This window comes from Serratia sp. CY81684, assembly GCF_052166595.1.
In the GTDB taxonomy this organism is placed as follows: Bacteria; Pseudomonadota; Gammaproteobacteria; order Enterobacterales; family Enterobacteriaceae; genus Serratia; species Serratia nematodiphila.
In genome coordinates, this window is the sequence record NZ_JBJNOO010000001.1 from 546,282 (window position 1) to 572,012 (window position 25,731).

Genomic DNA, 25,731 nt, shown 5'->3' on the forward strand with positions numbered 1-25,731 from the left:
CCAGGCAGTGTGCAATGTCTCTCTTCGCGATGTAGGAGACAGGCCGCGGCGCAGCCATGCCGCGAACTTAGTCCATTACACTGACGGGATTTATTATGATTCCTTTAGCTACGCAACAAGAGGTCGGCGCCTTAATCATCGGCATTTTCGGGCGTTTGCCGACGGCGGCGGAAATCGATTACTACGACAGCGCATTTGATATCGGCAGCCAGCCGCCCGCCTATATGGCCAGTATTTTAATGAGCCAACCCGATGCCGGTTGGATGAGCGGTCAAAGCGAATACGACATTCTCAGCCAGGTTTATTTCTCCGTTTACAATACCTCTCCCGATCCGGATTACATCAATGCCTTACTGCAACAGGGGCATTTCAACAGCGCTGTCGCCAGCGTTGTTATCGACCTCTTTAACTATCTGGGGGACGATCCGGTGATGCTGGCGCAGCGTGATGCGCTCGATCAGCGCATTGCTGAAGGTTTGTATCCCGGCACGGCCGCCGATGCCGCCGGCGGAAGCGGCGACGCGCAGGCGATGTTTTATCTGCTGCGAGCGCCCTGGCAGACCGATGAAATTGCGCATGATGGCAAGCTGCTCAATCAGGGGGGCGATCTGGCTGCGTTGGCGCAGAGCAAGATTGCCACCCTGCCGATTAACGATCTTTCCGATCATGACTTCATTTTGCATCTGTTCGCTCAGGGATTCGAACGGCCGCCGACGGCACCTGAACTGGCCGCTTACCAGCAACGGCTGGCGGAAGGCGCGACGCGTGGCGATCTGCTGGTGGATATGATCGCGAAGTTGCGCGGGGTAGTGGTGCCGGAAGATGCGGCGGCTCAACAGCATTTCAATGCGGCGGGCCAGGAATATTCGCCGGGCGAACTGCCGGCGACCGAGTATCTGGAGCAGATAGCGGCGCTGTTCCGTGCATTGCCCGAGCGGGCGGTAGACAGCGTCTCGCTGGACAATTGGAGCAAGACGCTGGCCTCCGGTACGTTGAGCTATACCGAATTGGTCTCGGCCCTTCTGGCGACGCCGGAATTTCAGGCGCAGATCGGTGGTTTGCAGGGGGACGACTTTATTCAGCACGTCTATCAGGCGGTGCATGGCCGGGCGGCGGATGAACAGCAGTTGGAACACTATCGGGCGTTGGGCGGCGACAAGGCACTGGTCACGCAGGCGGTGATCGCCGATCTGATCAATGCGCCGCCGGCAGGTGACGTTCAGTATGAACAGTGGATGTTCGCGCGTGATGTCGGCGCCAGCCTGGCGTATAAAACGACTGCTTCTCTCGCCACCAGCGAGGGCGGCGGCAACGCGTCGGGTACGGTGAATACGCATGCTCACCATACGCTGAGCAATGCGGAGACCGCCGTGCTGTTCAGGGTGTTCCTGGATGCTGACGCGGACGTTACGGTTGACCTGAGCTATGCCTCGCAGCTTTCTTACCTGATCGTCAATGGCGACGCTGCGGCGGATATCCGGCTGCATAATAACCCTGCGGCTCGGTATGGGGTGGAGATGACGCTAAACAATGCCAATGTGACAGTGCATGGCACCTATGGCGACGATCGGGTGCAGCTCACTTCGCAGGCCGATCTCGCCGCCGCCCAAGGGCACTTTTATCTGAACAACGGCAATGACAGCCTGCTGTGGGGAGGCAATGCCGATGGCGGCGCCAATCATGTGGGGTGGATATTCAGCGCCGATGGCGGTGACGGGCACGATATTTTGTCCGCCAACCTGATCGTCAAAATGACCTCGACGCTCGATCTTTTTGGCGTGCGCATCAGTACGGTGAGCAGCAATGCCGCCAATTTCAGTCATTTCGAACAGATAGATATGGCGGGTTACATCGGCCAGGCGGAAGCTACGCTGACGCAAATCGGTTGGAACGGTTACAGCACGAAAGCGCTGGCGACGAGTGCTCATGTGTTTGACTACGGGGTGCTGAGCGGCAACGCCACAGTAGAGGGAACGGACGGAGGGACGGTCGTGCAGAGCCGGGCGGCGCAGACGCTTGGCCGTGAGGGATTGTTGCTGTCCGGCCGGGCGGATAACGTCCAGGTGATCAACGCCAATGCCGATGCGGCGCGCCTTGAAATCAGCGGCATCGGTGATCATGCGGACAGCCGGCTGGAGATAGCCTTCCTTGAGAATGCCACCGATCGTTTCGACCTGTTGTTCTCCGGGCGCGGTAATGCCGGCTCGTTGGCGCTTGACTCGCATGGCGATGAAAATCCATTGACATTGGTTGCCATTAACACCGGCGGCTGGGGAAATGGCGCCTTGACGCTGACGGGGCAAAATGATCAGGTGCAAGACATTACGTTGTCCGGCGGTGCGAATTTCAACCTGACGCTAACGGAGGGGTACACTCAGGTCCGCCAGGTTGACGCTTCGGCCTTTGCCGGTAATGGGTTCACCCTGACGTCCTCTCATGGCGGCAGCGGTGACGGCACGATCATTCAAATGTTGGACTTGCTGCCGTTAAGTGGTGGCGCGCAGGCCAAATTGGCGCCGCTGCTGGAAGATCTTGGGCTACAGGGCGAACAGCTGTTGGTCAAAGGCGGAGGAGGCAGCGATCAATTTAACGTGCAGGGAGACACGACGATCGTCGCCGGCGCAGGGAAAAGCCACGTTACGCTGCAGAGCAGCACGGCGGCGTCAGGCGTGACGTTAAAAGACTTTTCGCTGACGCAGGGCAGCATCGACGATGTGCTTTCAGGTCTGCGGATCGTTCAGGGGGCCGGCGGCGGGAAGCTGGCGGATTATGGCGTCAGCGATGCGCAAGGCGTGGAGGCGAGAATCGGCGCCCTGACGGCCGAACAGGGCAGCAGCGCCAGCCAGCTGTTGGCCGCGTTGCTCGATCTCGGTCAGCCTGGAGCATTGAGCGCCAAGGTCGGGGTCAGCAGCGTTCTCGGCGAGCAAAACAGCAGCTACCTCATTGTCGATAACAATGATGACCACCGTCTGGATGCCGCGGACAGCGTCATCCTGCTCTTGGGGCAGGACCATCAAAGTTTGCTCAATGAACTGCGCTATGTGCCGGAAATCACGCTCAACGGCACGGTGGTTGAGCCGGAGCCGCTGGTCGCGTAAGAGGTGATGTGTTAGCTCAACGGCGCCGGTTATCCTGCCGGCGCCGACAAAAATCCGCATTTTACCTTTCAATTTTCATCACTTACGTTATTCTCATTACGCATTTAATAATAAAAATCTTAGGTTATTGGTTTATTTAAATTCGAATAATTACTTTACTGAATAAATAAATTTAATCCGGTTAATAGCAATAACCAGAAGGTTCGGCGCTGCCCGTTCCTTCCGCGATGGCACGTCTGCGTGTGGGCGCGGCATGTGGCCAGACAAAATAAGAAAAGCGCCATCATCTGCCACAAGGACTACACCTTATGCTGTTACGATTCAGTCAGTTAACTACCCACAAAGGCGCCGAGCTGGGCGCGATAGAACACGCCGTTCCCATGATCGTATTCTCGCCCGACGGCACGGTCTTGCGCGCCAACGATCTCTTCCTCAACACGCTGGGATTTCAACGCGATGACGTGATTGGCCGGCATCACCGTATTTTCTGCGATCCGAACTATGTCGCCAGCCCGTTGTACCGCAAGCATTGGGAGACGCTGAATAAGGGGCAACCCATCACAGACACCCTAAAACGCATCGCGAAAAACGGCGAGACGGTATGGCTGCAGGGCACCTACGCGCCGGTGCTGAATAAACAGGGTAAGGTGGTGGAAATCGTCAAGATCGCCAGCGAAGTGACCGAGCGACTGACCCAGGCGCAGGAACACCGCAGCCTGCTGGCGGCGCTGAATCGATCGATGGCGATGATTTCTTTCACGCCGCAGGGCACCATTGTCAGCGCCAACGACAATATGCTGGCGCTGATGGGCTATCGGCTGGATGAGGCGTGCGGGCAGTCGCATGCGGTGCTGTGCCCGCCGGCGTTCGCCGCTTCCGACGACTATCGGCGGCACTGGCAGCGCCTGGCGCGCGGCGAGTTCATCACCGGGCGTTTTGAGCGCGTCAACCGGCGCGGCGAACGGGTATGGCTGGAGGCCAGTTACAACCCGATCCTCGACAATGAAGGCCAGGTGGTGAAAGTGGTGAAAATTGCCCAGGACATCACCCGGCTGATGCAACAGCAGCAGCACGAAGAAGAGATGGTGCGCAATGCGCATCATCTGTCGCTGGATACCGACCGGCAGGCGGCGCAGGGCGCGGCGATCGTGCAGCAGGCGGTGCAGGGCATGCAGCAGGTCGAAGCGGCAGCGCGCGAAACCTCGGACGTGGTCACCGAGCTCGGCAAGTGTTCGCAGCAGATCGGCACCATCGTCGAAGCCATTCGTAAAATCGCCTCCCAAACCAACCTGCTGGCGATTAACGCCTCCATCGAAGCTGCCCATGCCGGTGAGCACGGGCGCGGTTTTGCGGTGGTGGCCAACGAGGTGCGCACGCTGGCGGAACAGTCGCGCAAGGCGGCGACCGAGATCGAACGCATGACCAAGTCTATCCAGCAAGGCGTGGCGGCGGCGATCGCCGGCATGGCGACCTGCGTGGAACAGGCCGGCGGCGGTGTGGCATTGACCCATGACGCCGGAGAAGTGATTAACCAGGTCAATATCGGCATGCATGACGTCGTGAAGCTGATGCAGGCCTTTACCTCGGTGAAGCAGGGCGATGCGCTGCACTGAGTCTGCCGGACGCCGCCTCTGAAAACGAGGCGGCGTTTGCCTCCCCCCACCGATTCCTGCGCCGTTGAGCTGCGGTTCAATTTTACCGGTCTATGCTAGACTTGATGTGAACGAACGTTCGTTCATTAATGTCAATTTATGGCGCCAGGCGCCCCCTTCACCGTTTCGGGAACTGACGATGGGAAACCGAGAAAAGATTGTCGAGGCCGCGCTGCACAGCTTTACCCATCAGGGATTTCACCAGACCAGCATGCGGGATATCGCACAGGCGGCGGGCGTCAGCGTGGGCAACCTCTATAACCATTTTTCCGGCAAGGAGGCGCTGATCGGCGAGATCGCGCTGCTGGAAAACGGCGTATTCGCCGAGTTCGCCGCCGGATTATTGGCCGACAGAAAGCGGCCGAAACAGGCGCTGTCGATTTTTTTCACCGCCTATCATGCCTTTGTCGCCGAACCGGCCAATGTTCAGCTGTCGGCGGAGATCGTGGCGGAGGTGGCGCGCAACCCGGCGTTGGCCGAGCCGTTCAGCGCCAACCAGCGGCAGCTGATTGAGGCGCTGGCGACGGTGATCGCCGAGGCTCAGCAAACCGGTGAAATTGCGGCGGCGATAGCGCCGTTACCGCTCGCGCAGCTGGTGCTGGACGTGATCGAAAGCCAGGCCTGGCGGCAGGCGATCTTTGCGTCGCCTGCACCGGAGGAGACCACGCCGGTGCGGCTGTTGGAACAACTGCTCTACCGGCATCCCTAGTCGAGGTGGATATGCTGCACATTGAGCCGTATCGCGACGCTGACCGCCTGCAAACGGCGGCGCTGATCTACGCCGCGTTCTGCGACAAGTTCCAGCGCGCGCGCCGTTTGAGCGCCCGCCGGCAGTGGCGTCTGTTTTATCGGCTGTGGAGTTGGCAGCAAAGCGGCAGCCGGGAGCGTAGCTTCGTAGTGAAACAGGATGAGCAGGTGGTGGCGGCTTTTGCCCTCAATGCGGCCGAGGCAGAGGGCGACGGCGGGCTGCGCCCGCGCGCCTTGCCGATTTGGCGGCTATGCCGCCGCTACGGTTGGCTGAACGTTTGGCGCATGTATCTGCAAATTGTGGTATTGCAGCATACTCCGGCGGCCGATGAGCTGTATCTTTCCTACCTGGCGGTGGCGGAAAACCAGCGCGGCAAAGGGATGGGCAGGCGGCTGTTGCAGTGGATGAACGACTACGCCGCCGAACAGGGCGCAGGCCGGCGCCTGAGTCTGCACGTCAGCCGGCGCAACGTCGATGCGCAGCGCCTGTACCGGCGCTGCGGTTTTCTGGTACGGCGCGAAGAGCACTACGCCTTGCTGGGGGTGCTGTTCGGCCAGGCCGATTGGGTATTGATGGAGAAACGCAACGGGGAGGCGATGTGCGCAAAATAGGGCTGTGCCTCGTGGCGCTGGTTTTGGCGGCGCTTGGCTGGGTGATTTACGTCAACGACTTTCGCTTTGTCACCGAACCGGTCACGGTGACCGCCGGCGGCAACCGGCTGAGCGGCACGCTGGTGCTGCCAGAGCATGCGCCGGTCAAACCCGGCGTGGTGGTGTTCATACACGGCGATGGGCCGGCCAACGCCAGCCGCGACGAAGGCTATTACGGCATTTGGGAGGCGATAGCGCAGCAGGGCTATGCGGTTTTATCCTTCGACAAGCCGGGCGTAGTCGGTTCCAGCGGCAACTGGCTGCATCAGACCATGGCGGATCGCGCGCGGGAAACCGCAGATATCATCGACTGGGCCCGGCGGGACGGGCGCTTCGATGCGCGCTGCGTGGGGCTGTGGGGCACCAGCCAGGCGGGGTGGGTGATGCCGGAGGTGGCGCGTTTACGGCCTGACATTGCTTTCACTCTTGCACTCTCGCCGGCGATCAACTGGCTGCGGCAGGGGCGCTACAACACCCGGGCGGCGATGGCGGCGGCAGGGGACGATGAAGCGTCGATCGCCGCGCGCGAGGCGCACTGGCGCCACATTCAAACGCTGCTCGAACAGCCGGACGGTTACGAACAGTACCGCCGTGAGTTTGGCGCCGCCGCTGCATTGAGCGCCGACCGCTGGCGCTTTATTCGCGCCAACATGGCCAGCGACGCGACGGCGGGATTGCGGCATTTCGCCACGCCGGTGCACCTGATCCTGGGCGGGCGCGACGTCAACGTGGACGCGGACGAAACCGAGCGCGTGTATCGGCAAACGATCCCGGCCTCGCTGCTGACGGTGACGCGCATCGACGAGGCCGATCATGTGATGGTCAAGCCGCTGTTCGCGCGCCATCCGTGGCTGATCAACGTGGTGGGCCTGTTTGCCCCGCGCTCGGTGCAATACGACGCCTACCGGCGGGACGTGGCGGCCTTCCTGGCCGCCCATCCTTGCGGCCAGGGGCGTTAGCCTCAGCTCGCGGCAGGCGGCGGCTCTTCATGCGGCTGCGGCGCGCGGGAGATCTGCATCGCCTGCTGCGGCATGCCGATGCCGGCCCGATCGAAATGGATTTTCACCAGCCGATCGAGGGCATATTGCACCACCCACTGTTTCAGCGCCTGTGTGCGCACCGTCACGCGGGTGGTGAACGAGCGGTCTCCCAGCGCCACCACGCCGTTGAAGACCGGCTCGCCAATCAGGAAATGCTTCACCTGTTCATCCTGCTTCAGCGCCGCGATGGCCTGATGCAGCACCTCATTGACCCGATCGATGTCCTCGTCGCGGCTGACGGTGTAGTTGGCGCGGTATACCCCGAACTCACGCGCATAGTTGGCCAGCGTGGTGATCGAGGAGTACGGCACGATGTGATAGACGCCGTAGTCGTCGCGCAGGCCGATCGAGCGGATGGTCATGCGCTCCACGGTGCCGGTGATGCCGCTGACGGTGACGTATTCGCCGGTGTTCATGCCGTTTTCGAACTGGATGAACACGCCGGTGATCACGTCTTTCACCAGCGTCTGGGCGCCGAAGCTGATGGCCAACCCCAGCGCGCCGGCGCCCGCCAGCAGCGGCGCGATATTGAGCCCTACCTGCGACAGCACGATCATCACGGTGATGGTGCTGATAACGATAGCCAGCACGTTGCGAAACAGCGTCAGCAGCGTGCGTTCGCGCGCGCTCGGCCGCACGCCGTTGCTCAGCTCCAGCGCCAGACGGTGCTCGATGATGCTGGCCATCAGCGTCCAGCTGAACACGGCGATCAACAGGATCAGCAGGATATGCACCAGCCCGCCGAGCGTCCGCTGGCCATTTTCGCTGCCCGCCCACTGGTACAGGTTGATCAGGTGCCAGGCATCGAGCAGGAACAGCGTCACCGCCAGCACCACCATCACCCGCAGTATCTTCAGCCCGTTGGGGATGTAGGAGTTGATGCGCCGCTCGAGCATCGGGTAGCGCAGATTGACGTCGGTCGGCAGTGAAATGCGGCGGAAAATCCAGCGGGTCAGCATGCCGGACAGCAGCGCGCCGACGCCGACCACCAACAGGCTTTTCACCGTGGCGCTCATCATAAAGCGCAGGCTGTTGCCGATGTCGAACTGGGACAGCACGAACAACACCAGAAAATAGGCGATCGCCAACAGATGCCAGATATGCCCCAGCCCGCGCAGGATCACGCTGAAAAACGCCATCGATCGTTCGGCCAGCAGGTTGATCTGTTGCTGTATCGGCTTGCGGTTGTGCAGGATCAGCCAAATGGCGTACAGCGTCAGCGCCAGCATCACCACCAGGTTGACGGTGGCGGCGGCCGGGTAGCTTATCTGGACCGCCACCACCGGCACCACCACCATCAGGCCGTAGCCGATCAGGCCGCTGAGCCAGGCGAGGCGCGTGTTCCAGTAGTGCGCGCTCCGGTCGCTGAAGGGGAAGGGGCGCAGATAGTCGAAGCGGGGGGCGAAAATCAGCCGCAGCACCGCCTTGAAAAATTCAATCACCGCGAAGGCGCTGAGAAACAGGGTCTGCAGCCGCAGAATGGTGGCGCTGTCGGCGTGGACGTGGCGGGCGAACAGATTGCCCGCCGCCAGCGCCAGCAGCAGTACCAGCAGATCGATGGCGAAAGCGCCGAGAATGGCGGCGGGGCGTTTATACCACGGGCCGCGCTGTAGCCGCGCATTGTGTCCCCAACTGCCCATGCGTTTGTACAGCGGCGCGATCAGCCGCCGGATCAGGTGGAACAGCGCAAAGGTGACCGCCACCGTCAGCAGAAAGTAGCCCAGCGCGCGGAAAAAGCCGGCGGGATTGAAAACGCGCTTCGGGCCGGAGTCGATCAGCTTTTGCAGCGCGCCGAGCTTTTGGTTAAAGGTGCCGATGCCTTCCTGCGCCAGCGAGTTCAGGCTGTCGCTCAGCGTAGCGGGCGTCGATTCCTCCGGCGTTGCCGGCGCGGCGGCGGGGGCGTCGCCGGCGGTCTGTTTCAGGTGGTTGATGAGTTCCGCGCGCGCTTTGTCGTCTTGCAGCAGCTCGGCCAGCGCGGCGTAGGCGGCTTTCTGCTGCTCGCTCTTGTCGGCGGGCGCGGGCGGCGCATTTTGCGCCAGCGCCGGTGGTGCGAAGACGTTCAGGGTCAGCAACAGCAGCAGGAAAAGCAGGTGTTCTCGCAGATGAGAACCTCGTCGGGAGTCTGCGTTTGGCGGCATGGTTCCTCTCTTTGGCGTTCTGTGATCGGCGGATGTAAAAGCAATACGATGAAAAACAATGAATATAGTAGGAAAGGTGGCGCGACGGGGCGTGGGAGAGCGTGCGGAATGAAAGCGGCGGGCGCGTGGTGCGCCCGCCGTTAAACCGCCAGAATCAGGACACGTGCTGCAGGAACTCCTGCAGACGCGGGCTTGGCGGATGATTGATCAGATCGTGCGGGTTGCCGTCTTCGGCAATCCGGCCCTTGTCGATAAAGATCAGGCGCGACGCCACTTTTTCGGCAAAGCCGACTTCATGGGTAACGATGACCATCGTCATGCCTTCCTCGGCCAGATCCTGCATCACCTTCAGCACTTCATGGCGCAGCTCCGGATCGAGCGCGGAGGTCGGCTCGTCGAACAGCATCATTTTCGGCTTCACCGCCAGCGCGCGCGCGATCGCCACGCGCTGCTGCTGGCCGCCCGACAGTTCGGACGGGTAATGGTGGGCACGCTCCGCCAGGCCGACCTTGGCCAGCAGTTCGCGCGCCAGCTTTTCCGCATCGGACTTCTTCGCGCCGCGCACGCGGATCGGGCCGAAGGCGACGTTTTCCAGCGCCGTCAGGTGCGGGAACAGATAGAACTGCTGGAACACCATGCCGGCTTCCTGGCGGATCAGCCGATCGTCCACTTTCGGATCGTTGGCTTTCAGGCCGTCGACGATCAGATCGCCGCTGGTGACTTCTTCCAGCTTGTTGATGCAGCGCAGCAGGGTGGATTTGCCGGAGCCGGACGGCCCGATGATCACCACCACTTCGCCTTTGTCGATCTTCAAATCGATGTTGTGCAGCACCTGGGTTTGGCCAAAATGCTTGGAGACGTTTTTAAATTCAATCACAGGATTTTCATCCTTCTTTCCAGACGACGCAGCACGAAGCTCAGCACCAGGGTAATAATCAGATAGATAACCGCCACGGCGCTCCAGATTTCCAGCGCGCGGAAGTTACCGGCAATAATTTCCTGACCCTGACGGGTCAGCTCCGCCACGCCGATCACGATGAACAGCGAGGTGTCTTTGATGCTGATGATCCACTGGTTACCCAGCGGCGGCAGCATGCGGCGCAGCGCCAGCGGCATAATGACGTAGCGGATGGTTTCGCGGCGCGACAGGCCAAGCGCCAGGCCGGCCTCGCGGAAACCGTTATGGATAGACAGCACCGCGCCGCGGGTGATTTCCGCGATGTAGGCACCGGAGTTGATCATGATGGTCACCACCGCCGCGGTGAAAGGATCGATGCGCAAATCGGTGAACGCCATCGGCAAGGCGAAGTAGATGAACATCACCTGCACCACGATCGGCGTGCCGCGGATCACTTCGATAAACACCAACGCGATATGGTTGGCGATCCAACCGCCGTAGGTGCGGGCAAAGCCGGCGACGAGGCCGATGATCAGGCCGCCAATCAGACCGAGGACCGAAATCCACAGGGTCATTTTGGCGCCCTCTAACAAGATAGGAATGGCGGGCCAGATGGCGCTCCAGTCGAACTGCATGATATTTCTCCCGGTGATCCCAAACGTGGGTATCAGATACAACAAAGCGCAGGGGGTTAAGCGCCCCCTGTGCTTAAGTTAATAGCTTGCCAAATTCACAGCTTACTTAGGTTCGGTGCCGAACCACTTCTTGTAAATCTCGTTATAGGTGCCGTTCTCGCGCAGCGTTTTCAGCGCGCCGTTCACCTTCTCGCGCAGCTCGTCGCTGCCTTTAGGGAAGGCGATGCCATACTGCTGCGCTTCCAGCGAATCGCCGACGGTTTTGAACTTGCCGGCGCCGGCCGTCTTAATGAAGTATAGGATGTTTGGCGTGTCGTGCAGCACCGCGTCGGCGCGCTTGGTGCCCAGTTCCATGTAGGCGTTGTCGATGTTAGGGAACTGACGCAGATCCTTGGTTTTGATGTGCTGCTTGGCGTAATCCACCGAGCCGGTGCCGCTCTTCACCGCCACCACTTTGCCGTTCAGATCGTCGATGCTTTTCACGCTGTTGTTGTCGGCGTTGACCATCACCAGCAGGCCGCTCTTGTAGTAGCCGTCGGAGAAATCGATGGCTTTCTTGCGCTCATCGGTGATGGTGATGCCGGCCAGCGCCAGATCGACGTTTTTGGTCTGCAGCGCCGGAATGATGCCGCCGAAGTCCATCGGTTTCAGGGTGTAGTCCAACTTCAGCTCTTTGGCGACCGCGGCCCACAGGTCGATGTCGAAGCCGACGTATTTGTCGCCTTGTTTGAACTCAAAAGGAACGAAAGCGGTGTCGGTGGCAACCACCAGTTTGTCTGCTGCGTGGGAACTTACGGCAAAGGCCAGAGAGAGTGCGGCCAGGGAGACTTTAAAAATCGACTTCATGAGAGGAATTCCTGTACAGGTTGCGGATTACCCATTTTTTATATTGCAGTTGGTGCCATGAAAAAATCGTGCCATGTTTTCAACTAATATAAAAACAAAGAGTTACTGCGTGATGTTGTGCCGTGACGGCGAATAGTTATGGTTATGCACCACAATGAAGCACCGAAATGGTGCGTAAGAATTATCTTGGTGCACGGGGCTATCATTAACCAAATTTTGGCTGTGAAACAACCGTTCTTTAACGTTTTTGCTTCAATATTGATAACTAACTCTAACTTTCATGATCCATTGACGGTGCAAGGGTGACTGCGAGAGGGGGAAAAAGGGGAGCAGATAATGCTAGCGCAACTGGCTGTCTTTGCTGCCGCGCCGGTTGTACAGGCTGGTGGCCGCGTGTTTTTTGTCTTGTTCGGCCTGGCAGGCGACGCAAAAACGCACGCCCTTCAGCGCCTTGCGGCGCGCCTCGGGGATCGGTTCTCCGCATTCCTGGCAATAGCGTTCGCTCTCGCCGTGCCCGAGCGCTTCACGCGCGCGCTGCACCGCATCGTCGACGGTGGAATCAATCTGATCTTGTACGGCGCCGTCCGCCGCCCAGCCGCTGGCCATCATCACCTCCTGACAAGGAAACCCTACCGTTTAATATGGGCCGTTTTTTGTACAATGCAACGATCGCGCAAAAGAAAACAGGCCGGGCAAAGCCCAGCCTGCGCTGCCCGAAACGACGGGCGATCTGCAATGCTTTCGCGTTATTCGATATTGGATTCGATGAACCACAGGAATTTGTCCAGATCGCGCGAGGCGGCGGTGAACATATCGGCGGTGTCTTCGTCTTCCACTTCGGTAATGGCTTTGCGGATGTCATTCGCGACCGCGCCGTAGCGATCGGCCAGCGCTTTCAGGTGCTCTTGCACGCTGTGGATATTGGTCGGGTAGCTTTTCAGCGGCGTGCGATCGTTGACCACCTGTACGGTGCCCAGCGCCACGCCACCCAGCTGCACCACGCGCTCGGCGAAGGTGTCCTGATGCTCGATGATGGCGGTGCGGAAGCCGTCCAGCATTTCATGGACCGCGATGAAGTTCGCGCCGCGCATGTTCCAGTGCGCCTGTTTGGTGATCAACGAAAGATCGATGAATTGCACGACCTGATGGTTCAGCGCCTTGATGGCGGTCAGTTTAACTTTTTCGTCCAGATCGTTACGGGTATACAGCAGATCAGAAGATTTCGTTTTCACCAGTTTAGCGGTACTCATATCAGATATCCTCTTGATTAGTCGTTGTCCTATTTCGTTACGGGATTAATTATAGCAGGGATGTTTATTTTTGCCGCACGAAAATGGCTATTGCACAAATAGGGGTGGCCTAATGACAATATTTTTATTTGGTTTTTGTCTATTGTGTAATTTTATGAATTTTATTGTTATTTGGTTTTTTATTATTATTTTTGTCAGTGACAATTTATCCCCGTTATCTTATTTTCTGCGGGCGCGCAGGTTTGGTTAAATATCCACTTTGTTATCGTGGTGTTAATGCCAAGCCTATTCAGATTGATAGGCGTAATTGATACGGCTAAAGTATGGAAATTATCCCCAGTCTTTATTGGCGAGTGATGAAAATTAACATCGTCGGCACCAGCGGCAGCGGCAAAAGCACCCTGGCGCGTCAACTGGCGGAACGTCTTGACGTTCCCTATATCGAGATGGACAGACTCTATTGGCGGCCCGAGTGGCAGGGGACGCCCGATGGCGCGTTTCTGGCGCGGCTTGTGCAGACGCTGGCCGAAGCGGGAGGAGGCTGGGTGCTGGACGGCAACTACAGCCGCACGCAACCGATCAAGTGGCGCGAGGTCGATTATATCCTGTGGCTGGACTACGGTTTCTGCCGCACGCTGTGGCAGGCCGTGCGCCGCGCGTACCGCCGCGCGGCCGGCAAAAGCGAGCTGTGGCCGGGCACCGGCAATCGGGAAAGTTTCCGCCGTTCTTTCTTTAGCCGAGAGTCGATCGTGCTGTGGACGATCCGCACTTACTCGAAGAACCGGCGAAAATACCTGGCGGAGATGGCCCGTACCGATATAGGGGGCCGTTTCAAGCGCTTGCGCTCTCCCCGCCAGGCCGCCGATTTTCTACGGACGCTGCCGCAGGCTCACAGCAGCAGGCGGTGATGGATCCTCACCACCGCTTTCTTGATGTGCTGCGGCCGCTGCCACAGGCAGCCGGTCTTATGCGGTTCCATCTGGAAAAAGATCGCGAACATGCCATGCGTCATGTGCAGCGTTTGCGGGTGGCGTTTGATGTCCAGCAGCAACAGATCGCTATTTTCTGCATGCGGATGTTCGCGATGCCCGTCGCCCGCCAGGCCGTATTCGATGCGTTCTTCACCGCTGATCAGCAGATGCAGCGCGATGTACTCCTGATGCATTTCGGCGCGCTTTTCCGCCGTAGGCAAGGTGGTCAGCGTCATCACGTCCATAAAGATGTTGTCGCCGTCGATCGGGTGATGGCCCAGCGCCAGTTCGGGCAGGTCGCATCGGCGCAACTCGGTCAGGGTTGAAACCAGCGCCGGCGCGAGTCCGCGGCCGAAGCGTGGGTTGAACAGGCTGTTGTGAATCACTGTTATTCTCCATGTGAGCGAAAGTCCAAAGAACCTGCGATACAGGCTAAGGGGAAGTATGCCGATTTGTCACGAGGAAAACAGTTAACCCGCCTGCATTCCGGCGTTGCGGACGGCAGGCGAGTCAGGCGATCAGGAAAGGCTTTCGAGGCGCGGTTTGGGGCGAATGGTCAGGGCGGAACCCATGGAGGCGGCGATAATCGCCGCCAGCGCCAACCATTGTACGCCGCTCAGGTGTTCGCCGAGGAACAGCATGCCGGACAGCGCCGCCATCGCCGGCTCCAGGCTCATTAAGGTGCCGAAAGTGCGCGCCGGAATTTTGGGCAGCGCGATGATCTCCAGCGAATAAGGCAGCGCGGTGGAGAGGATCGCCACCGCCAGCGCGACCGGCAGAATATCGAGGTTGAACAGCACGCTGCCGGTTTGCCAGGCGCCGATCGGGCAGAACACCAGCGCAGCGATCAACGAACCGAGCGCCACCGTACCGGGGCCGTGATCGCCGCCGGCCTTTTGGCCGAAAATGATATAGACCGCCCAGCAGGCGCCGGCGCCGAGCGCACAGGCGGCGCCGAACGGATCGATCCCGCCTACGCCGTGGCCGAGCGGCAACAGGAACCACAACCCGGCGATCGCCAGCGCCACCCAGAGAAAGTCGATCGGCCGCCGCGACGAGAACATGGCCACCGCCAACGGGCCGGTAAACTCCAGCGCCACGGCGATGCCGAGCGGCACGGTGCGCAGCGAAAGGTAGAACAGGTAGTTCATCGCGCCGAGCGACAGGCCGTAAATCAGCAGCGGCAAGCGGCTGCCGGCGACGATGCGCATACGCCACGGGCGGAAGATAATGAACAGAATCAGGGTGCCGATGAAAAGACGCAGCGTAGTAATGCCTTCCGCGCCCACGATCGGGAACAGGCTTTTGGCCAACGAGGCACCGCTTTGGATAGACACCATGGCGATGATTAACAGACAGATGGGCAGCAGCGCGGAGGGCGCTCTGCCGGAAGTAGATAACGACATCCTTAACGGGCCTTTTTTGCGCCGTTCCTCAGCCTTGAGAAAACGGTCGAAACGGGGATGCGAGCAGTGTAAATGAAATGGCGAAAATCTGTCTGAGAAAAGCGCGCATCGCGGTGAAATCCGCCGATCCTCGGATGAGATGTGGCGGATTTGGTCAAAAAGTGCGCTTTTTCTTAAGAATTATCTGGATATTAAATTGGTGATTTTTGTCACAGAAAGCCGTAGAATACGGCCGAAAATAGAGCGAAAAGAAGCAGATACACTGTTCTTGAAATCTTCTGTTACACGATATAAAGCATTAGACACTCATTTCAAGGCAGAGTTTCACGCTAATTTTTGTTATATTTTCAAAGCATGAACAAATGGATGTACTTAATAATAAAACGCGTTTGAGGTGGTTATGAAAAAAATTGCATGTCTTTCCGCAGTAGCAGCTTGCGTATTAGCAGTTAGCGCAGGTACCGCATTCGCTGGTCAGAGCACCGTATCCGCTGGCTATGCGCAGGGTGATCTCCAAGGCGTTGCTAACAAGGCCAACGGTTTCAACCTGAAATACCGTTACGAGTTCGACAACAACCCACTGGGTGTGATCGGCTCCTTCACCCACCTGGAAAAAAATCGTTCTGAAAGCGGTTTCTACAAGAAATCTCAGTACGATTCCATCACCGCAGGTCCAGCTTACCGCTTCAACGACTGGGCGAGCATCTACGGTGTGATCGGTGTTGGCTACGGCAAAAACATCGACAACGCCCAGGCTGGCGGTAACAAAGGTGGCAACAGCGACTACGGCTTCACCTACGGTGCAGGTCTGCAGTTCAACCCAATCGAAAACGTTGCCCTGGACGTTGGCTACGAGCAGAGCCGCATCCGCAGCGTGGACGTTGGCAGCTGGAACGTTGGCGTAGGCTACCGCTTCTAAGATTTCTTCATGCCTGCGGGCGTGAATGCGCGGCACAGGTTGCCGCGCGGATAAAAAATCCGCCTTCGGGCGGATTTTTTTTATCTGTCATTAGCCGCTGTGCCCCGTCGGCTGCGTCGAAAAGCGCGCGCTGCGGGCATCGCGCTCATAGCCTTGCGGTTCGGTCAGTAAACCGTACAGCTCGGGGCGGCGTCCGTAAATCCAGCGGCGTCCGGTACTGAGCGGGATCAGCGTCAGATCGAGATCGGCACTGACCAGCCGGTCTTCCGCCGCCCAGGTCTCCGCTACGATGCGGCCGTAGGGATCGAGGATCATCGCATTGCCGGTGCGTACCTCATCGTCATCGCGGCCCACGCCGTTGCTGAATAACAAAAATAGCCCGTTGTCATGAGCGCGCGAGGGCAGCCAGCGCATCAGCCAGCCGCGGCCGTGTTCGCCGCGAAAGGCGGCTTCTATCGCCTGCGGATCTTCCGCTCGCCGCTGCCACAGCGCCTGTGGGATCGGCTTCATGCCGTGCGGGCTGCGCGAATGGGTGCCGCCGGTCTGGTGTGGGGCCATCAATACCTCCGCGCCAAGCAGCGCCGTCGCGCGCACATTCTCCACCAGATTGTTGTCCCAACAGATCAATACGCCCACGCGCACGCCCCAGGGAGTGTCGAACACCGTATAGCGATCGCCGCTGGCGATAGCCGGGTGTTCGAAGGCGTGCAGTTTACGGTGCACATGCAGCGCGCCGTCCGGCAGGCATACGGCGTAGGCGTTGTAGCAACGGCCGTCGTCGCCCAGTTCGATCAGCCCGACGCCGATCGCCATATTGTAACGCTCAGCCAGCGGGCGAATGCGCGCCAGCGAAGGGCTGGACGCGATCGGTTCCGCCAGCGCCCGCACTTCGGCGTCGGACAGATGGCGCACGTGCCAATAGCCGGTGATACACATTTCCGGGAAGGCCAGCAGCTGTACCTGCTGCTCGGCCGCCTGAGCGATAAAGCGCTCGATAGTCGACAGGTTGTAATTCTTATCGTTGGCGCGATGCTGGAATTGTACCGTGGCGGCGCGTAATGAGATGGTCATGGTGTCTCTCCGATTAGGGTCTGCGTTGATTACAGCAGGTGGTTTGATTACTGTATAATCAATTAAATTCCCTATTCGATAACCTAATGGAATGGATATAAAACAACTGCGCGCCCTGGTGGCGCTGGCTGAACAGGGCAACTATCGGCAGGCGGCGAGCCGGCTATGCATCAGCCAACCGGCGCTGAGCAAGCAAATTCAGGCGCTGGAAACCCAGCTCGGCGTTCGAGTGTTCGAGCGTGGCCGACAGGGGGCGGTGCTCACCGCCGGCGGGCAGCGGCTCTACCCGGAAGCGCAGGCGCTGGTGGAGCAGTACCAGCAGTTTCAGCGGCGCGCGCGGCGGGTGGCGCTCGGGGAAGCGGGGCGGCTGGCGCTGGGATTTGGCCTTTCCAGCTTTCATCTGGCGCCGCAGCTGGTGGCGGCCTTTCGCCAACGGTTTCCCGAAGTGGCGATCGGCCTGGAGGACTTGCCGTCGGAACGCCAGTATCAGCTGTTGCTGCAGGGAGAGTTGCAGGCGGGGTTCGTGCGCTTGCCGGTCAATACGCCGCTGTGCGGCGTGGCATTGCTGAGCGATCGGTTGGTGCTGGCCGCGCCGGGCGCGCTGGCGCTGCGCGCCGACGATCTGATGGCGCGTTTCAATCAGCTGCCGCTGTTGCAGTTGACTCCCAAACGCGGGCGCGGGCTGAGCGATCAGTCGCTGCGGTTTATCGCCGCCCACCGGTTGACGCCGAACGTGGTGCAGCAGGCCGGCGATATCCAGACGTTGCTGGCGCTGGTTGCCGCCGGCGTCGGTGTCGCGCTGCTGCCGCACAGCATCACGCATATCGCGCCGGCCGGCATCGACATTTTACCGCTGAGCGGCGAGGAGACGGAGTGGCAGGTCGGTATCGCCTGGGATCCGCAGCGCGCCGATGCGCTGCGGGACAACTTCATTCAGACGGCGTTGGCGGCGCAACGCGCTTAGGCATTCAAAGCGGGCAATGCATCACGACGATCGGGCTCTGGTGATACTCGCTGCGGTGGCTTTCGCTAAAGCCGACTTTTTTCGCCAGCGCCAGCGAAGCCTGGTTTTCCGGTGAGATGATGCAGACGGTTTGCTTGCCGGGCAGGTGCGTTTTACCCCAGGCCAGCGCCGCCCGCAGCGCCTCGGTGGCGTAGCCTTTGCCGTGCGCCGAGCTCACCAGCGTCCAGCCCATTTCCGGCGCGTCGAGCGCCGGGGTGATGTCACGCAGGAAGTTGGAGAAGCCGATGCTGCCGAGATACTCGCCGTTCTGTTTGTCACGCACCGCCCAATACCCGTATCCCAACAGCGCCCAGTGGCCGACGTAGCGCATCAGGCGCCCCCAGGAGTCTTCCCGGTCGCGCGGCGTGCCGCCGATATAGCGCACCACCAGCGGATCGGCCCACAGCGCGGCCAGCGAGTCGAAGTCGTCCAGCGTGTGCGCGTCCAGCCGCAGGCGTTCGGTGATAAGCGTTGGCGCGGTGTTGATTACGGTCATGTTGCTGCTCCTGCACAGGGTGAAAGGCGATGAAAAACAACGGCGTTCAGTATGCCAGAGAAATCACACCGCCAGCCACAACAGCCAGGTGAACAGAAAGCCGCTCAGGCCGAGCAGGGTGGTCAGCACCGTCCAGGTCTTCAGGCCATCGGCCACCGACAGCCCCAGATAGCGCGTGACGATCCAAAAACCGGAGTCGTTGACGTGGGAAAGCCCCAGCCCGCCAAAACAGGTCGCCAGCGTCACCAGCACCAGCTGCAGCTGATTCAACCCGCTGACCGCTTCCGACAACAGGCCGCCGGTGGTCAGGATCGCCACGGTGGCGGAACCCTGCGAAGCGCGCAGCGCCAGCGAAATGATAAACGCGGCGGGCACCAGCGGCAGGCCGATGGCCGTCAGCACTTCGGCCAGCGCCTTGCCGACGCCGGACTCCACCAGCACCTTGCCGAACACGCCGCCCGCGCCGGTCACCAGGATCACCACCGCGGCGGTCGGCAGCGCGGCGCCCATCACGTCACCGGCGTGTTGCAGGCTCCAGCCGCGGCGCAGCGCCAGGAAATAGAAGGCCAGCAGCAGGGCTATCATCAGCGCCACCGCCGGCGACCCCAGCAGCGACAGCGCATCGCGCAGCGCCGAGCCTGCCGGCAACAGCGTGGCGGAGACGGTGCCGAGCATGATGATGGCGATTGGGATGACGATCAGTGCCGCCACCAGGCCGGCGCCGGGTGGGTTGATGCGATCGCTGAGCGGCGCTCGCCCTTCCGGCCGCGGCTCCGGCGCCGCCAGCTGCAGCTGTTCCAGCACCTCTATCGATAACGGATAGGTTTTGCGATTGAGGTAGTTGGCGGCGAAATAGCCGATCGCGCCGACCGGAATACAGATCGCGAGGCCGATGATGGTCAGCCAACCGATGTCGGCGTTGAGCAAGCCGGCGGCGGCGACCGGGCCGGGGTGCGGCGGCAGCGCGACGTGTACCGTCAACATCACGCCGGCCATCGGCAGGCCGAACTTCAGCGGCGACACTTTGGCGACCTTGGCGAAGCCGTAAATAATCGGCGCCAGAATGATAAAGCCGACGTCGAAGAATACCGGAATGCCGAGGATAAATGCGGCGAGGGTCAGTGCGGCGACGGTATGTTTCGGCCCCAGCCCCTGGCTGAAACGTTGCGCCAGCGACTCGGCGCCGCCCGAGTGTTCGATCATGCGCCCGAGCATCGCCCCCAGACCGATGATGATGGTCACCGAGCCGAGCACGCCGCCCATCCCGGCGGTCATCACTTTCATCACTTCACCGGTCGGAATGCCGCTGGCCAGCGCCACCAGCAGACTGACCACCAACAGCGCGACAAAGGGTTGCACCTTCGCCTTAATCACCATCAATAACAGCAGCACCACGCCGAGTACGGCAATCAGCAACAGCAGAGAGGTAGACATGAAAAAAGCCTTTCGTTGGGTAAGCGTTGGGCACCGCGATCGCCGCGTGGCGATACGGGTGCGTTTCATTGTTATAAAATCGTTTTCCTGGTGTCGGCGTGCGACGTTAGCGGTAAGGCTTCAGCCAGCCGAGCCCGGCGGCGGTGTCGCCGCGCGGCCGGTATTCGCAACCGATCCAGCCCTGATAGCCGAGCGCATCCAGCCTGTCGAACAGCCACGGGTAATTCAGTTCACCCTCGTCCGGTTCGTGACGATCCGGCACTGAGGCTATCTGGATATGCGCGTAGCGCCCGGCCAGCGTCTCCAGCAGCCCGCTGATATTGCCGTCCACTAACTGCGCGTGGAAAAAGTCGAACTGAATGAACACGTTCGGTCTCTCGATCGCCGTCACCACCTCCGCCGCCTGATGTTGACTGGCGAACAGGTAGTCGGGCTTGACCGGTGGGCTGAGCGCTTCGATCAGCACCTTGACGCCGTGCGGGGCGAAGGCGTCGGCGGCATAGCGCGCATTGGCGATAAAGGTGTCGAGATAACGTTGCCGATCCGCGCCCGCGGGCACCACGCCGGCCATCAGGTGCACGCAGGGACAGGAAAGGGCGATGGCGTAGGCCAGCGCGCGATCGATATCAGCGCGCGCATCTTGCTCGCGGCCCGGCAGCGCTGCCAGCCCCCATTCGCCGGCGGCGACATCGCCGGGCGCGGTATTGAACAGCACCTGTTGCAGGCCGTGTTCGCGCAGCTTTTCGGCCAACAGCTCGGCGGGATGCTCGTAAGGGAACAGGAATTCCACCGCGCTGAAGCCTTGTTCGGCAGCGGCAGCGAAGCGCTCTAGGAACGGCACTTCGTTAAACATCATCGATAAATTGGCGGCAAATTTAGGCATGGGTCAGCTCCGTAATTCGGCAATTTCATCATCGGTCAAATAGCGGATAGGACGATCGCCGAGGGTGAAGATCAGCCGCGCCGCATCTTCCATCTCTTCGGTATTGTCCGCCGCCGCTCGCAGGTCTTTACCGGTCACCACCGGCCCGTGGTTGGCCAGTAAAAAGGCGCGGTGGGCCGGCGCCAGGCGCGCCAGATCCTGCGCCAGCCTTTCGTCGCCAGGGCGATAGTAGGGCACCACCGGCACCTTGCCGACGCGCATCACCACATAGGGGGTGAACGGTTTGATGGCGTTGTCGACGTCCAGCCCTTGCAGGCAAGAGAGCGCCGTGAGGTAGGTGCAATGCAGGTGCACCACCGCTTTGCATTCCGGATTGTTCAGATACAGCGCTCGGTGAAAGCTGATCTCTTTCGACGGCTTGTCGCCGGACAGCCAATCGCCGTTCAGGCTCACTTTAGACAGGCGATCGGCCTGCAGCTCGCCCAGGCAAGAGCCGGTCGGCGTCGCCAGCAGCGCGCCGTCCGGCAGCAACAGCGAGAGGTTGCCGGCGGAACCGGTGGCGTAGCCGCGTTGGAAAAACGAGGCGCCGAGACGCACCATCTCTTCGCGCGCCTGCTGTTCAATCGTCATGGTCATACCGGGAACTCCGTTTGCGCGCGTGAGAAGAAGGCTTCATCGCCAAAATTGCCCGATTTCAGCGCCAGGGAAATCGCCCGATCGCTGGCGCGCACCCAGGGAACGCCGGGAGAAATACCGGGGCCAATATGGAAGCCGCGAATGCCCAGCGCCTGCGTGACCACGCCGGAGGTTTCGCCGCCGGCGACGATAAAGCGGCTGAATCCCAACCGGTGCAGTTGCACCACCAATTCGGCGAACAGCGCTTCCACCGCTTCACTGGCGGCGGCGCCGTGCTGCCGTTGCGTTTGCTGCAGCGTTTCCGGCGGCGCAGTGGCGTAGATCAGCGGGGCAAGCGCCTCCCCGGCGTGATGCTGCGCCCAGTGCGCCAACTCGGCGGCGTAGGCGGCGCGTGCCTGTGGTTCGAGGCAACGGCCGATATCGATGGCCTGCGCCGAAGCGCGCTCGCGGTAGTGCGCCACCTGCCGGTTAGTCATCACAGAACACGAGCCCGACAGCACTGCTGCCTTTTCCCCCTGCGGCGCGCCGGCTGCCTCTGCCGCACGATCGCCGCTTTGCGCCCATTGCCGCGCCAGGCCGATCGCCAGGCCCGAACCGCCGGTCACCAGCTTCATCGTTTTCAACGCTTCACCCTGGATGAGCAGATGCCGCTCGTTGAGCGTATCCAGCACCGCGTAGCGCACGCCTTCCTGCGCCAGTTGGCGCAGCTTCTCGCTGACCGCCTCGGCGCCGCGATCCATTTCCGCCGCCGTCACCAGCCCGCAGCGCCCGGCGGCCTGGGATTCCATCAGGCGCAGCAGGTTGCTGTCGGTCATCGGCGTGACCGGGTGATGACGCATGCCGGATTCAGACAACAGCTGTTCCCCGACGAACAGGTGGCCCTGATAGACCGTGCGGCCGTTTACCGGCAACGCCGGTGAGACAACCGTGAAATTTTCCCCCAGCGCGGTGAGCAGGGCGTCGGTCACCGGGCCGATATTGCCCTGTGCGGTGCTGTCGAAAGTGGAGCAGTATTTGAAGTAGAACTGGCGGCAGCCCTGTTTTTGCAACCAGGCCAGCGCCTGCAACGACAGTTCGACCGCCTGTTCTGCCGGGCAGGAACGCGATTTCAGGCTGATGACCGCCGCCTGTGCGTTTACCTGCGTTTCGTCCTGCGGCACGCCGTTCAGCTGCACCGTCGGCAGGCCGTTTTGCACCAGAAAACTGGCGATATCGGTCGCGCCGGTAAAGTCATCCGCGATTACGCCAAGCAGCATCAGAGCGTCTCCTTTTTCTGCGGCAGATCGATGCCGGCAAAGATTTTGATCACCGCACTGTCGTCTTCTTTACCGTAGCCGGCGTTGCTGGCGGCGGTAAACATGGTGAAAGCGGTGGAGGCCAGCGGCAGCGGGAAGTGCAGCGCCCTGGCGGTATCCGCCACCAGCCCGAGATCCTTGACGAAGATATCCACCGCCGATTTGGGCGTATAGTCGCCGTCGACCACGTGGCGCATGCGATTTTCGAACATCCAGGAGTTGCCGGCGGCGTGGGTGACCACGTCGTACATCACGTCCAGCGGGATGCCGGCGCGGGCGGCCAGCGCCATGGCTTCGGCTCCGGCGGCGATGTGCACGCCGGCCAACAGCTGGTGGATGATTTTTACCGTCGCGCCCAGACCGATGGTCTCGCCGATGCGGTAAACCTTGCCGGCGATGGCGTTCAGCACGGGTTGCAGACGCTCGAAGGTAGCGTCGGCGCCGGCGGCCATCACCGTCATCTGGCCTTCCTCCGCCTTGGCCGCTCCGCCGGAAACCGGCGCGTCCAACATTGGTAGCCCGTAGTCCAGCAGCCGTTGCTCGATCTGTTTGGCGTCATCGGCGGAAATGGTCGAAGAGACCATCACCGCAGTGCCTGGCTTGAGCTTTGGCGCCAGGCCTTGTTCGCCGAACAAGATCTGCTTCACTTGGGCGGCGTTCACCACCAGCAGCAGCACGGCGTCCAACTCGGCCGCGAAGTCGCACGCGCTGGTAGACGCTTGTTGCGCGCCGGCCTGTTGCAGCGTCGCCAGCGCCTGCGGATTCAGGTCCGCCCCGTAGGTGGTCAATCCGGCGCGAAGGCACGAACGCGCCGCGCCCATGCCCATCGCGCCCAGTCCGATGATGCAGACGGCATAATTCCCTGGGTGTGTCATACTGCACTCCTGTTAATTTTAGTGATAATTTGTTTTGTTGTGTTAAATGTAAGCGCTTGGCGACGGTTTATCCGCGATCGATATCACAATAATTAACAATATGTGAAACGGATTTTTCGTCTGATTTCTGGCCTGAATCAACATTACTGTCATGTTTTTAAATAAGTTTATGTTTACCTAGCCTAACTGCGTGCGCCGTCACGCTGCGAAAAATTAGGGCTACCGGCGAACGAAAATTGACGTAAAATCACAATTATTATCACCGCAGCAACGAGAGGGAACCGTGATACCTGTAGAACGCCATCAACAAATTCTTGCGCTGGTATCCGAACGCGGCGTCGTCAGCATTGCCGAGCTGACCGAACGGCTGGGGGTGTCGCACATGACAATCCGCCGTGATTTGCAAAAACTGGAGGAACAGGGCGCGGTGCAGTCGGTCTCGGGCGGCGTGCAGGCGCCCGAGCGGGTGGCGAGCGAACCTTCGCACCAGGCCAAAGAGGGGATGTTCGGCCGGCAGAAACTCGCCATTGGCCGGCTGGCGGCGCGGCAAATTCCCGCCAACAGCTGTATCTATCTGGATGCCGGCACCACCACGCTGGCGCTGGCGAAACAGATCGGTGAACGTGACGATTTGACGGTGGTGACCAACGACTTTGTCATCGCCGGCTTCCTGATCGAACACAGCCAGTGCCGAATCATCCACACCGGCGGCACCGTGTGCCGGGAAAACCGCTCCTGCGTCGGCGAAGCGGCGGCGCAGGCGCTGCGCGGTCTGTTTATCGATCTGGCGTTCATCTCCGCCTCTTCGTGGAGCATGCGCGGCCTGTCGACGCCGAACGAAGACAAGGTGATGGTGAAGAAGGCCATCGTCGAGGCCAGCCGCCGCCGCATTCTGCTCAGCGATACGTCCAAATACGGCAAGGTCGCGACCTACCTGGCGCTGCCGATCGCCGCCTTTGACGCCGTCATTACCGACGAGGGGTTGCCCGCCGCCGCGCGGGAGGCCATTGAGCAAGCGGGGATTGCTTTGCTGACGGCGGGAGAAGAGGAATAAGAACGAAGCGGAATCAGGATGAAAGTTCGGTATCGATGCCACGTGCGGGCGCTTCACTGGCTTCAACGCCGCCGCGTTCACGCCATTCGCGGCGCCTTTGTTCAGCCCATTCTTCGTGGAAGGCTTGCATCTCTTTTTGATGCCGTTCCTTTATGCTCATAGGGTTTGGGTGGGATTCTGCCGTTAACAGGCGGGATTTCGATGACATATAATCCGTCCTCAATAAGCGCTTGGTTGTACAAATAATGTACGTGATGCGCGTGTTTTTTCAAGAGCGAGTCATAAATTCTGGCTAGCGCTGGCCTGAGCGGTACACTGAAAACCAATCTCGCTTGGTATTGCGCCACAAAAGTGACGATCGCCAGGCCGATGCCATTAATGAAGAGTTGTTCTCGTTCACATCGGGTGTATGCCATCCTGGTATAGGTATCAAATAAGGATCTGGTTACTTCGGCGCGGTTTTCCAATGCTCTTACATCGTACAGTTCCATGACGTAAGCATGGTCCAATACTTCCGAGGCAGGATAAGCCCCAATAAGCCATTGACGCATCCTTAACGTCGCTTTTTTAAAATCAAGGTAATACGCAGCCACGCTGCTGGCTTTTTTATAAACCGTTATTCGGTACCTATACTCCGTGACAGGTCGTGCATTGATCTCCCTCACATCAATCTCCATGATAAAATCCTTTTTACTATTATTTTTCCTATAGTTATCCCCTTTGTGACGAACAG

25 protein-coding genes are annotated in these 25,731 nt (G+C 60.1%); 9 read left to right on the top strand and 16 right to left on the bottom strand.

Annotated features, from left to right (window positions below; all coding sequences use genetic code 11):
- Window positions 1–95: 95 nt before the first annotated feature.
- From ACJ8QF_RS02735 to ACJ8QF_RS02755, 5 genes are all read left to right on the top strand, one after another.
- A complete protein-coding gene (locus ACJ8QF_RS02735; RefSeq protein ID WP_442537238.1) occupies window positions 96–3,098 on the top strand; it encodes a DUF4214 domain-containing protein in 3,003 nt (1,000 codons plus the stop codon).
- A gap of 308 nt (window positions 3,099–3,406) precedes the next feature.
- Window positions 3,407–4,711, top strand: coding sequence for a methyl-accepting chemotaxis protein (locus ACJ8QF_RS02740; protein WP_004939251.1), 1,305 nt, complete (start codon window positions 3,407–3,409; stop codon window positions 4,709–4,711).
- Between the two features lie 178 nt (window positions 4,712–4,889).
- Window positions 4,890–5,459, top strand: coding sequence for a TetR/AcrR family transcriptional regulator (locus ACJ8QF_RS02745; protein ID WP_004939249.1), 570 nt, complete (start codon window positions 4,890–4,892; stop codon window positions 5,457–5,459).
- Window positions 5,460–5,470: 11 nt separating this feature from the next.
- Window positions 5,471–6,109: a GNAT family N-acetyltransferase gene (locus ACJ8QF_RS02750; protein ID WP_015377152.1), complete on the top strand. Its 639-nt coding sequence runs from the start codon at window positions 5,471–5,473 to the stop codon at window positions 6,107–6,109.
- Window positions 6,097–7,107 carry an alpha/beta hydrolase family protein gene (locus ACJ8QF_RS02755; RefSeq protein WP_442537239.1) on the top strand — a complete coding sequence of 337 codons (1,011 nt, stop codon included), beginning with the start codon at window positions 6,097–6,099 and terminating at the stop codon, window positions 7,105–7,107. Before ACJ8QF_RS02750 ends, ACJ8QF_RS02755 begins: the two co-directional genes overlap by 13 nt.
- A 2-nt stretch (window positions 7,108–7,109) precedes the next feature.
- On the opposite strand, the gene ybiO is transcribed toward ACJ8QF_RS02755, so the two are convergent.
- From ybiO to dps, 6 genes are all read right to left on the bottom strand, one after another.
- Window positions 7,110–9,326 carry a mechanosensitive channel protein gene (gene ybiO / locus ACJ8QF_RS02760; RefSeq protein ID WP_154870591.1) on the bottom strand — a complete coding sequence of 739 codons (2,217 nt, stop codon included), beginning with the start codon at window positions 9,324–9,326 and terminating at the stop codon, window positions 7,110–7,112.
- 154 nt (window positions 9,327–9,480) lie between these two features.
- Window positions 9,481–10,203: a glutamine ABC transporter ATP-binding protein GlnQ gene (glnQ, locus tag ACJ8QF_RS02765; protein WP_004939230.1), complete on the bottom strand. Its 723-nt coding sequence runs from the start codon at window positions 10,201–10,203 to the stop codon at window positions 9,481–9,483.
- Entirely contained in the window at window positions 10,200–10,859 is a 660-nt protein-coding gene (gene glnP / locus ACJ8QF_RS02770; RefSeq protein ID WP_004939229.1) for a glutamine ABC transporter permease GlnP, read from the bottom strand. The genes glnQ and glnP overlap by 4 nt, the downstream gene beginning before the upstream one ends.
- Window positions 10,860–10,961: 102 nt before the next feature.
- Complete coding sequence (glnH, locus tag ACJ8QF_RS02775; RefSeq protein ID WP_004939223.1) at window positions 10,962–11,705, bottom strand: glutamine ABC transporter substrate-binding protein GlnH; 744 nt, start codon at window positions 11,703–11,705, stop codon at window positions 10,962–10,964.
- A gap of 339 nt (window positions 11,706–12,044) precedes the next feature.
- Complete coding sequence (locus ACJ8QF_RS02780; RefSeq protein WP_015377155.1) at window positions 12,045–12,311, bottom strand: DksA/TraR family C4-type zinc finger protein; 267 nt, start codon at window positions 12,309–12,311, stop codon at window positions 12,045–12,047.
- A 140-nt stretch (window positions 12,312–12,451) separates the two neighbouring features.
- Window positions 12,452–12,955 carry a DNA starvation/stationary phase protection protein Dps gene (gene dps, locus ACJ8QF_RS02785; protein WP_049187298.1) on the bottom strand — a complete coding sequence of 168 codons (504 nt, stop codon included), beginning with the start codon at window positions 12,953–12,955 and terminating at the stop codon, window positions 12,452–12,454.
- A 356-nt stretch (window positions 12,956–13,311) separates the two neighbouring features.
- Between dps and ACJ8QF_RS02790 the strand changes: the two genes are divergently transcribed.
- The gene (locus ACJ8QF_RS02790) at window positions 13,312–13,863 is read left to right on the top strand and encodes an adenylate kinase (protein ID WP_442537240.1); all 552 of its coding nucleotides are present in this window, start codon (window positions 13,312–13,314) and stop codon (window positions 13,861–13,863) included.
- Here ACJ8QF_RS02790 and ACJ8QF_RS02795 read toward each other — a convergent pair.
- Window positions 13,845–14,312 carry a YhcH/YjgK/YiaL family protein gene (locus tag ACJ8QF_RS02795; RefSeq protein ID WP_049187300.1) on the bottom strand — a complete coding sequence of 156 codons (468 nt, stop codon included), beginning with the start codon at window positions 14,310–14,312 and terminating at the stop codon, window positions 13,845–13,847. The two genes, ACJ8QF_RS02790 and ACJ8QF_RS02795, sit on opposite strands and share 19 nt — an antisense overlap.
- A gap of 132 nt (window positions 14,313–14,444) precedes the next feature.
- Window positions 14,445–15,332 carry a threonine/homoserine exporter RhtA gene (gene rhtA / locus ACJ8QF_RS02800; RefSeq protein ID WP_004939202.1) on the bottom strand — a complete coding sequence of 296 codons (888 nt, stop codon included), beginning with the start codon at window positions 15,330–15,332 and terminating at the stop codon, window positions 14,445–14,447.
- 400 nt (window positions 15,333–15,732) lie between these two features.
- On the opposite strand from rhtA, the gene ompX reads away from it, so the two are divergent.
- Window positions 15,733–16,251, top strand: a complete 519-nt coding sequence (gene ompX, locus ACJ8QF_RS02805) for an outer membrane protein OmpX (RefSeq protein WP_004939201.1) — start codon at window positions 15,733–15,735, stop codon at window positions 16,249–16,251.
- A gap of 90 nt (window positions 16,252–16,341) precedes the next feature.
- Here the strand turns inward: ompX and ACJ8QF_RS02810 are convergent, their stop codons facing one another.
- A complete protein-coding gene (locus tag ACJ8QF_RS02810) occupies window positions 16,342–17,322 on the bottom strand; it encodes a nitrilase family protein (protein WP_131164491.1) in 981 nt (326 codons plus the stop codon).
- Window positions 17,323–17,413: 91 nt separating this feature from the next.
- Here ACJ8QF_RS02810 and ACJ8QF_RS02815 point away from each other — a divergent pair, with 91 nt between their 5' ends.
- The gene (locus ACJ8QF_RS02815; protein ID WP_004939197.1) at window positions 17,414–18,286 is read left to right on the top strand and encodes a LysR family transcriptional regulator; all 873 of its coding nucleotides are present in this window, start codon (window positions 17,414–17,416) and stop codon (window positions 18,284–18,286) included.
- A 4-nt stretch (window positions 18,287–18,290) separates the two neighbouring features.
- On the opposite strand, the gene ACJ8QF_RS02820 is transcribed toward ACJ8QF_RS02815, so the two are convergent.
- From ACJ8QF_RS02820 to ltnD, 6 genes are all read right to left on the bottom strand, one after another.
- Complete coding sequence (locus ACJ8QF_RS02820) at window positions 18,291–18,821, bottom strand: GNAT family N-acetyltransferase (protein WP_197752907.1); 531 nt, start codon at window positions 18,819–18,821, stop codon at window positions 18,291–18,293.
- A gap of 63 nt (window positions 18,822–18,884) precedes the next feature.
- Window positions 18,885–20,255: a GntP family transporter gene (locus tag ACJ8QF_RS02825; protein WP_015377160.1), complete on the bottom strand. Its 1,371-nt coding sequence runs from the start codon at window positions 20,253–20,255 to the stop codon at window positions 18,885–18,887.
- Between the two features lie 106 nt (window positions 20,256–20,361).
- On the bottom strand, window positions 20,362–21,138 hold the full coding sequence (otnI, locus tag ACJ8QF_RS02830; protein WP_004939193.1) for a 2-oxo-tetronate isomerase: 777 nt from the start codon (window positions 21,136–21,138) through the stop codon (window positions 20,362–20,364).
- A 3-nt stretch (window positions 21,139–21,141) separates the two neighbouring features.
- Complete coding sequence (gene otnC / locus ACJ8QF_RS02835) at window positions 21,142–21,774, bottom strand: 3-oxo-tetronate 4-phosphate decarboxylase (protein WP_410003307.1); 633 nt, start codon at window positions 21,772–21,774, stop codon at window positions 21,142–21,144.
- Window positions 21,771–23,030, bottom strand: a complete 1,260-nt coding sequence (gene otnK, locus ACJ8QF_RS02840) for a 3-oxo-tetronate kinase (protein ID WP_154870595.1) — start codon at window positions 23,028–23,030, stop codon at window positions 21,771–21,773. The genes otnC and otnK overlap by 4 nt, the downstream gene beginning before the upstream one ends.
- Window positions 23,030–23,944, bottom strand: coding sequence for an L-threonate dehydrogenase (gene ltnD, locus ACJ8QF_RS02845; RefSeq protein WP_154870596.1), 915 nt, complete (start codon window positions 23,942–23,944; stop codon window positions 23,030–23,032). Before ltnD ends, otnK begins: the two co-directional genes overlap by 1 nt.
- A gap of 283 nt (window positions 23,945–24,227) precedes the next feature.
- Here ltnD and ygbI point away from each other — a divergent pair, with 283 nt between their 5' ends.
- Entirely contained in the window at window positions 24,228–24,998 is a 771-nt protein-coding gene (ygbI, locus tag ACJ8QF_RS02850) for a DNA-binding transcriptional repressor YgbI (protein ID WP_049187309.1), read from the top strand.
- 101 nt (window positions 24,999–25,099) lie between these two features.
- Here ygbI and ACJ8QF_RS02855 read toward each other — a convergent pair whose 3' ends face one another.
- Window positions 25,100–25,675, bottom strand: a complete 576-nt coding sequence (locus ACJ8QF_RS02855) for a hypothetical protein (RefSeq protein WP_442537241.1) — start codon at window positions 25,673–25,675, stop codon at window positions 25,100–25,102.
- Window positions 25,676–25,731: the final 56 nt, after the last annotated feature.